The following is an 8,159-nucleotide window of genomic DNA, read 5'->3' on the forward strand; positions in this document are numbered from 1 at the left end:
GGCGATCCTATGCAGTCTATTTATTTATTTAGACAATCACAGGTAGGGTTGTTTTTGCAAGTGAGAGAGATTGGTATTGCGAATCTTAAGCCTTCTTTTTTACAACTAACAACTAATTTTAGATCTGACAAAATCATTGTAGAAGCGAATAACACTTATTTTTCGACCATTTTTCCTCAAACTGAAAATTCTCAACTGGGTGCGATTGGCTATTCTGCATCGGTTGCTAACGAGGCTACAGGAGATCAAGGCAAGGTTGAGTTTCATTCATTTGCATATAAAGCTTATACTCAAGAGGCACAACAGGTGCTAAGTATTGTGCAAAAAAATATAGATAAGGATGTGGCAATATTGGTTAGAAATCGTTCTCATCTGAATGAAATTGTGCCCACACTAAAAACAGCAGGCATTACCTTTGAAGCACTGAAAACTGCGCCGTTAAATAAGGAATCTTTTACTAGAGATTTGGTTAGTCTAACTCGAGGATTGTTAGATCTAGGCGATAAGCTGGCATGGCTGGCCATTCTTAGGGCGCCGTGGTGTGGCTTAGTGTTGTCAGATATTTTGCACTTATCTAATCATCAGGGTAGTGTTGTATTTGAGTTGATTAACACACCAAAAGTGCTGGAAGACTTAACACCAGACGGCTCAACAAGAGCGAAAAGTCTTCATGCAAGTTTAGCGACCATTGTCAGTAATCAATCAAGATTTAGTTTTGTGCAAATGCTTGAATTTGCGATGGAACAATTATGCCCACAGCAATCTTTATCTGAGCAAAAAAATATGATCAAACGTCAATTCTTGAGTGTCGTTCATGAGTGTGAAGCGCTTGGCAAGCTTGATATCAAGACAATTAACCAGCAGCTTGATGAACTGTATGCACCGAGTATTAGCAGTAATATCAAAATAATGACCATACACCAAGCCAAAGGATTGGAATTTGAAGTGGTTATTATTCCTGGGCTAGGAAGAGCGCCAAGAGCCAATCAATCCGCCATTATTCATTTGCATGAATTTCCAGATCAATCGTTATTGCTCGCACCAATCAAATCATATCAACACAAAAATCCTAGCTACACCTATCGTTATTTACAGAAATTAGACTCGCGTCAAGGACATTTTGAAAGCATGAGATTGCTATATGTTGCGATGACACGTGCTAAATCTAATATTCATTTATTAGCCACACTTAATAAAGCTAACAAGGCTAGTGAAAATACATTTTTAAAACTACTTGAGCCTTTGGTGAAGCAACAGTTTGAAGAGTTTCGTGATGTTGAAGGTGAAATTGAAGCGCCTATTAAAGCGCCACAATTGCAGCGCTACAAAACCATGTTAAATACTCAAGCAGTTGTTATTGGTGCCCATGAAGAAATTGAGCTGAATAACAGTATTGATATGGGATACAAAAGTTTATTAGGTACTTTTGTGCATCGATGTTTGGAGCTTGATGTGTTTGAGTTGAGCGCCAAAGTTATTGGTACACGATTAATAGAGCTCGGGTTTTCTTTAGATAATCTAACGCCATCTACAAATCATATTATCCAGTTGTTGAAAAACACGCGTCAAGATAACAATTTCGACTGGTTATTCAAAAAAAGACAATCCACTCAGGTTGAAGCTGAGTTTATCGACCAGGGTAGAAGTATTATTATTGATAGACTGTTTATTGAGAATGATACTTTATGGATTATTGATTTTAAAACTGCCGATAAACTAGCAGATGAAACCAACGATTTATACATTAAAAGACAGTATCAGACCCACACTAAGCAGCTTAATTATTATAAAGAGGTGTTGTCAAACACTTATAGTGGTGAAATTAAGTGCGTTCTTTATTGCCCGGCTGTGAGCCAGTTAATTGAAATATAGAGTCAGCTGAGGCCACTTAACAATTCAATGTATGTCCTTGATTTTACGATTATTAAATCATCGATCTGTTCTGTATAATTTAGAACATGTTGTTAGCGCCTAAAAATCTTTATTCATACCCAAAATTCTGGCCCCATAAAAAAGGACTTGTGCCTGCACCATTGTTGCCTATGTCTCGTAAAGAGATGGATAATTTGGAGTGGGATTCGTGCGATATTATTATTGTTACTGGCGATGCGTATGTAGATCATCCTAGTTTTGGTATGGCGATTATTGGTCGATTGCTGGAGTCACAAGGGTTTCGTATCGGGATTATTTCCCAGCCTGATTGGCACTCTGCAGATGACTTTAAAAAGCTAGGAAAGCCTAATTTATTCTTTGCGGTTGCATCGGGCAATATGGATTCAATGGTGAATCATTATACGGCTGAAAAAAGGCCACGTTCTGATGATGCTTATACTGCTGGCGCTGTAGCGGGCAAACGCCCTGATCGTGCAACCACTGTTTATACTCAGCGTGCCAAGGAAGCCTACAAAGGCGTCCTGGTTATTATTGGTGGTATTGAAGCCAGTTTAAGGCGCATTGCTCAATATGATCATTGGTCACAAACCATTCGCCGCTCTATCTTGCCTGATTCTAAGGCTGATTTATTGCTTTTTGGTAATGCTGAGCGCGCGGTTGTAGAGGTGGCACATCGTGTTGCGGCGGGCGAAAGTATTAAGAAAATTACTGATATTCGTGGCACAGCTTTTATGCGTCAGGGAATTCCTGAAGGCTGGACGGTGTTAGATTCAAGTGAGATTGATTCTGATAAAAGCTTAACTCATCCGCAAGCAGATCCATACGCTGACACTTCTGCGAAAGATAAAGAAGGCTGTAGTGATAAAAATAATCAAACCAAGCCTACTAAAATTGATCCCAATCAAGGAGCAGCCCAGGTGATTGATTTTGATCATCGTACTAAAGGTCTGAATCGAGAAAATACCGTTATTCGCCTACCGTCTTTTGAGCAGGTGGCTACAGATCGTTATCTATATGCACACACATCTCGTGTATTTCATCTAGAAACCAATCCAGGCAATGCACGAGCTTTGGTGCAGCGGCATGCTGAGCGCGATGTTTGGCTTAATCCGCCGCCAATTCCTTTGTCAATGAAAGAGTTTGATAGTGTCTTTGAGCTGCCTTATACACGTCAGCCACATACTATTTATGGTAAGCTGAAAATTCCAGCTTTCGACATGATTCGTTATTCCATTAATATTATGCGCGGTTGCTTTGGTGGCTGTACTTTTTGTTCCATTACCGAGCATGAGGGTCGTATTATTCAGAGTCGTTCTGAAGATTCTGTGATTCGGGAGATTGAAACCATCCGTGATACCGATAAGGATTTTAAAGGTAATATTTCCGACCTTGGTGGCCCTACGGCCAATATGTATCGTTTGCAATGCAAGGATCCAAAAATTGAAGCTACTTGTCGTCGTCTAACTTGTGTTTATCCTGATATCTGTCCAAATCTGGGAACGGATCATAAACCCCTAACTAAACTGTATCGACGCGCACGTAATCTAAAAGGTATCAAGCGTATTTTTATCGCCTCGGGTTTGCGTTATGATTTAGCAGTTCGTGATCCAGAATATATTAAAGAATTAGTGACTCATCATGTTGGTGGACGCTTAAAAATTGCGCCTGAGCATACTGAAGATAATACCTTATCAAAGATGATGAAGCCTGGTATTGGCTCTTACCATCAGTTTAAAAAATTGTTTGATCGTTACTCTGAGCAGGCGGGTAAAGAGCAGTACTTGATTCCTTATTTTATATCCTCTCATTCAGTAACCAGTGACGAAGATATGTTGAATCTTGCCTTGTGGCTAAAGCAGAATAATTTTAAACCTGATCAAGTGCAGGCTTTTATCCCAACACCGTTAGCTATTGCCTCTGCTATGTACCACACTGAGCTTAATCCTCTAAAGAAAATCACTCGTAATTCTGAGGCTGTTAAAACTCCCAGGAGTGGGCAACAACGAAAATTACACAAAGCTTTCTTGCGATATCACGACCCTAAAAATTGGGATGTGCTGCGCAAGGCATTAAAACGAATGGGTCGCAATGATTTAATTGGCAATGGCGAAGAGTGCTTGGTGCCTTACTTTAGAGTGAGTAATACCACTAAGCCACAATATTCACGAAAAAGAAACAATGACTTTCACCATCGAATTTCTACTAAAAAATCTAGAAAAAAGTAAGTTTGTTCAAATGAGGCAGGCAAGGCCTGCCTCATTTTGGTTTTTTCAGAAAAATCAAAAATTTAGCAGAAGATGAATTGGCTTTAGCCAAGAGAGATCATCCTGGAGTGAATTTTAAAAATTGCTTACTTTTTTGGTTTTATGCCTCTGGGGGGGCACTTGATTAAGAACTGTGCGCCATCTTTGGTATTACTTGCAAAAATATCACCATCAAACTGATCTTGAATAATCTTTTTACTAATGTACAAGCCTAAGCCCGTACCATTTAAAGATTTATCAGAAACATAAGGCTCGAATACAGTTGGTAAGATTGATGGACTAACGCCACCTGCATTATCGCTAATAACAATATCAATGCATTTTTCACTTGCTTTGGCATTGATTTTAATCATTGGGTTTTTTATCTCTTTTGTTATTATTTGGTCAGCAGAGTTTTGAAGTCTCGCTCATAGCCCATGATTTCAAGCTCACTTGGAACATCTACTAATACTTGAATGCCCTGTGCTTTGATGCTGCCTTCAAGCATTTCCAATACACTGCCAATACTGGCTTCAATATTGAACAATTCCTTTTGCTTTTCAGGATGAAAAAAGTCTCTAAAATCACTCAGCATTTGATTTTGTTCAGACATGATTCGTTCAATTTTAGCAACATGAGTTTCAATATATTTCATGTCTTTGTCATCAATGTCCATTGACTTAAATTTATTTTTTAGCGTTCCTACACTTAGCATCATGGCCGTTAGCGGCTGTTTCCACTGATGCGTTAATGTAGCAATCATTTCGCCCATCACCACATGTCGTGATTGAGATATTAGCTTATCCACAGCTCTTTTTCTTTGCTAAGATTCAATGGCTAGTGCAATTAGATCGGCAATCGATGTGCCGTAGCCGATTTCATCTTCACGCCAAACTCTGGGCTCGCCTATTTGTTCAAAGCATAGAACGCCATAAACTTCGTTGTTAATTAGTATCGGTAAGTCAAGCATTGAGTAGATGTTAAGAGGCTTTAGGTAGTCCTCCAAAAATTCATGAGTACGCACGTCTGTCCTAGCATTATTAATGTTTAAAATTCTGTCTACTTCCATTGCTTTGAAGTATTTTGGATAGGACTCAACACTCAAAATACCTTTTTGCGTATGGGTGTCAGGCTCTTGTTCATACAAGTTCAGGCATTGCAACTCATCTTTATTATGTGAATAGCGCCATATACTCGCTCTCCCCACATTGAGTGTTTTGCTAGAGTTTTGAGATAGTTGTTTAAGCACCTCCAGCATTGGCTTGTTAAAATCCATTTTTGATAACGTGGCACGACTACTATTTTGTTTTTTCATGCGCTGATAGATTGCTTGTGAGTTAAAACCGTCTTTTTGTAGGGTTTTATTTTGCTTGTCGAGTTTGCATCTAATTTTAAAATTACAAATCAACAAAGCTAATGTTATGGATAAAATTAGAATTATTGGCAGGTGGCTCATGAGTCGGCGTCTTCGTTAAATAATGACCGGCCTAATAGTTTTAGCCTTGGAAAGTCTGTCATTAGCATTGCTAAATTATCTGCTTTCATTTTCTTCATGATAACTGACCGGTGCTTTTCCACCGTTGAAACAGTCAAAAATATCTGCTCAGCAATGGCAGAATTAGTCAAACCTTTAACAATTAGAGCGTGAACCTGTTTCTCTCTTTTAGTGAATGTTTTATAGCGATCAATCGTTTCTTTATCTTTCTCAAAATTAATGAGAATTTTGGTTACTTTGTCTAGTAAGGCATCAGCTATTATCGGCTTCTCAATAAAATCTATCGCCCCTAACATCATCGCCTCTACTGCTAATTTGACAGTCGCAACGCCTGTAATAAATAAGGTGGGGCGTGCATGTTCAGTTTTATTAAGTTCAATCAATAGCTCTATGCCATTCATCTCTGGCATGGAAATACCACTAATCAAACAGCCTGGTGTATCATCCAATTGGTGTAGATAATCTAGTGCAGATGAGTAGGTTTTTGTCTTAAAGCCGCTTAGCTCAAATAGTGCAGATAAAGAACTTAGTATGTCTTTATCGTCATCGACTAGGAATATCGTATTTTTAAGAATAGGGGAATGGATTGGCATGTTATTAGTATAAGGTTAATTAAGGCTATTTATATCTAAAGGTTGAGTATTCAGCTTTAGAGCCAGAGATGCGTAATAATTTGTATATAAAACACCATGCAGTTAGAGCTGTAGTAATCAGAAGTAATGATATCAGGGCTAGTCAACCGTTGAATATAAGCGAAAAAATGATAAACAATACGCCAACCAATACTCTAATCTACGCGTCTGTTTTGTCGATATTATTAACCATAATTTTATGCAATAAAAAACCACCGCTTGGGTGGCTTTCTAATTCTCTCCTGAGAACTAATTTAAAATGTGGTTATTTATTAACCGCCTCTTTTAATGCTTTACCCGCTTTAAACGCAGCTACTTTAGAAGCTTTAATTTGGATAGTAGCACCAGTCTGTGGGTTACGACCAGTACGTGCTGCACGGTCTCTAATTACAAACGAGCCAAAGCCAGTTAGTTGTACACCGTTACCACTTGCCATAGCGCCAGTGATTGCTGCTGTAGTTGCGTTAAGTGCTTTGCCTGCATCTGCTTTAGATAAGTTTGCTGTTGTTGCGATTGCTTCAATTAATTCTGATTTGTTCATGGCATATTTCCAATTGATTTTATTTAATAAGTCTAACTCAAGATCTTACAAGGGAAGATCGATGTTTAAATGTAAGTCACATTCAAACAACTAGCTAGTGTGTATATTATAATGTTAATCAAGAATTGTCAACATGGCGGTAAACCACAAAACATTGAATAATTACTCTTATCGGCAGAAGCAATTCAATATAATCGCCGCCGTCTAGCATTGGTTGTAGGTAGTAGCGTTGTTAATTTTTATTTTGACCACTTCTGCATATGTATTCTTCTCAGAGTTGTCATGTTAGACACTTCATTCTTTTTTTCTAACAATCCTTTTAATTTATTAGATTAATTTTTGCGGTTTCCCGCTATATTTTTTTATATATTACTACATTATAATACTCTTATTCTTGAGGCGAGAAAAATAGGAATTATTATGGAAAATATTATCTTCCAAGTGTTTATAACAATAACTATGGCTGCTGGTTTGTTTGTAGCTTATAAGTGTGGCAAAAGTAATGACTGTCCTTTGAGTAGCTAGTAGCTGTAGATGAAAACAATCGAATCTATCTCGGTATTATTTGCGTTACTACCATTACTGGTCAATGCTAATTTAAACGCGCACTCGCCTGCAGACAAGGCAGGTGATAACAATGGTACGGCCTGTATAAAGACAGTCACGATAGTGTATGGACTTAATTGAAATGAAACATGGCGACAAGATAGTTTATAAGGAGTTATATGTACATAATTAAGCGAATGACGCTTGCAATACTGGTATTTCTACCCATATTGGCTAGTGCCCACACACTAACACTTGTTGTTCATAAAAATAACAATTCGCTTTCTAGTGGGGTAATGGTTTGCCACAGTATTGAACATTGTAAGTATTTGATTAAATCATATGAATATAGAAACCAAGGTAACTGTCGATTGGTTGAGATTAAAGATGGTGGCAGGGTTGTTTATAGAAAACTTGAATTCGCACATTAAGTGCAATTTCTCCTAAGCCGTTAATAAATCAACAGCCTTTCCTAAAAATAACTCAACTGGTTGTTTCCCACCTCGTGTTTTTCGAGGTCTTGTGTTGAGTCGCTTCATGACAAATTCAATCTGTGAATTTGTCACCTTGTTAAAGTCAGTACCCTTTGGGAAGTACTGTCTAATCAAGCCATTAGTATTCTCGTTAATACCTCTTTCCCAAGAAGAATACGGATGAGCAAAATATACATCCACATCCAGTGCTTTAGCCATACGCTCATGTTCAGCAAATTCTAAGCCATTATCGTAGGTAATGGTATGAATCTTACTTGACATTGGCTTTAGCGCTTTAATAGTCTTATCAGCCAACTCAGTGGCATTCTTGCCATT

General features: G+C 38.1%; 9 protein-coding genes. 3 read left to right on the plus strand and 6 right to left on the minus strand.

Going from position 1 to position 8,159, the window contains the following annotated elements:
* Positions 1 to 1,872, plus strand: a 1,872-nt coding sequence (locus BTHERMOSOX_RS08050) for a UvrD-helicase domain-containing protein (protein WP_283204849.1), incomplete at its 5' end; no start/stop codon positions are given.
* A gap of 86 nt (positions 1,873 to 1,958) precedes the next feature.
* Positions 1,959 to 4,118 (plus strand): YgiQ family radical SAM protein, encoded by a 2,160-nt coding sequence (locus BTHERMOSOX_RS08055; RefSeq protein WP_171004699.1) that lies wholly within the window; start codon positions 1,959 to 1,961, stop codon positions 4,116 to 4,118.
* 125 nt (positions 4,119 to 4,243) lie between these two features.
* Here the strand turns inward: BTHERMOSOX_RS08055 and BTHERMOSOX_RS08060 are convergent, their stop codons facing one another.
* From BTHERMOSOX_RS08060 to BTHERMOSOX_RS08080, 5 genes are all read right to left on the minus strand, one after another.
* Positions 4,244 to 4,510, minus strand: coding sequence for an ATP-binding protein (locus BTHERMOSOX_RS08060; RefSeq protein ID WP_138120573.1), 267 nt, complete (start codon positions 4,508 to 4,510; stop codon positions 4,244 to 4,246).
* 23 nt (positions 4,511 to 4,533) lie between these two features.
* Positions 4,534 to 4,944, minus strand: a complete 411-nt coding sequence (locus BTHERMOSOX_RS08065; RefSeq protein ID WP_138120574.1) for a histidine kinase dimerization/phospho-acceptor domain-containing protein — start codon at positions 4,942 to 4,944, stop codon at positions 4,534 to 4,536.
* Positions 4,945 to 4,959: 15 nt separating this feature from the next.
* Positions 4,960 to 5,592, minus strand: a complete 633-nt coding sequence (locus BTHERMOSOX_RS08070; protein WP_138120575.1) for a GAF domain-containing protein — start codon at positions 5,590 to 5,592, stop codon at positions 4,960 to 4,962.
* Positions 5,589 to 6,224: a response regulator transcription factor gene (locus BTHERMOSOX_RS08075; protein WP_138120576.1), complete on the minus strand. Its 636-nt coding sequence runs from the start codon at positions 6,222 to 6,224 to the stop codon at positions 5,589 to 5,591. The genes BTHERMOSOX_RS08070 and BTHERMOSOX_RS08075 overlap by 4 nt, the downstream gene beginning before the upstream one ends.
* Before the next feature lie 304 nt (positions 6,225 to 6,528).
* Positions 6,529 to 6,804, minus strand: coding sequence for an HU family DNA-binding protein (locus BTHERMOSOX_RS08080; protein WP_138120577.1), 276 nt, complete (start codon positions 6,802 to 6,804; stop codon positions 6,529 to 6,531).
* A 725-nt stretch (positions 6,805 to 7,529) separates the two neighbouring features.
* Between BTHERMOSOX_RS08080 and BTHERMOSOX_RS08085 the strand changes: the two genes are divergently transcribed.
* Complete coding sequence (locus tag BTHERMOSOX_RS08085) at positions 7,530 to 7,781, plus strand: hypothetical protein (protein ID WP_138120578.1); 252 nt, start codon at positions 7,530 to 7,532, stop codon at positions 7,779 to 7,781.
* A 12-nt stretch (positions 7,782 to 7,793) separates the two neighbouring features.
* Here BTHERMOSOX_RS08085 and BTHERMOSOX_RS08090 read toward each other — a convergent pair.
* Positions 7,794 to 8,159: IS30 family transposase (locus BTHERMOSOX_RS08090; protein WP_138120579.1), on the minus strand; the 366-nt coding region annotated here is incomplete at its 5' end.

The sequence above is a fragment of the Bathymodiolus heckerae thiotrophic gill symbiont genome, assembly GCF_900128515.1.
GTDB lineage: Bacteria > Pseudomonadota > Gammaproteobacteria > PS1 > Pseudothioglobaceae > Thioglobus_A.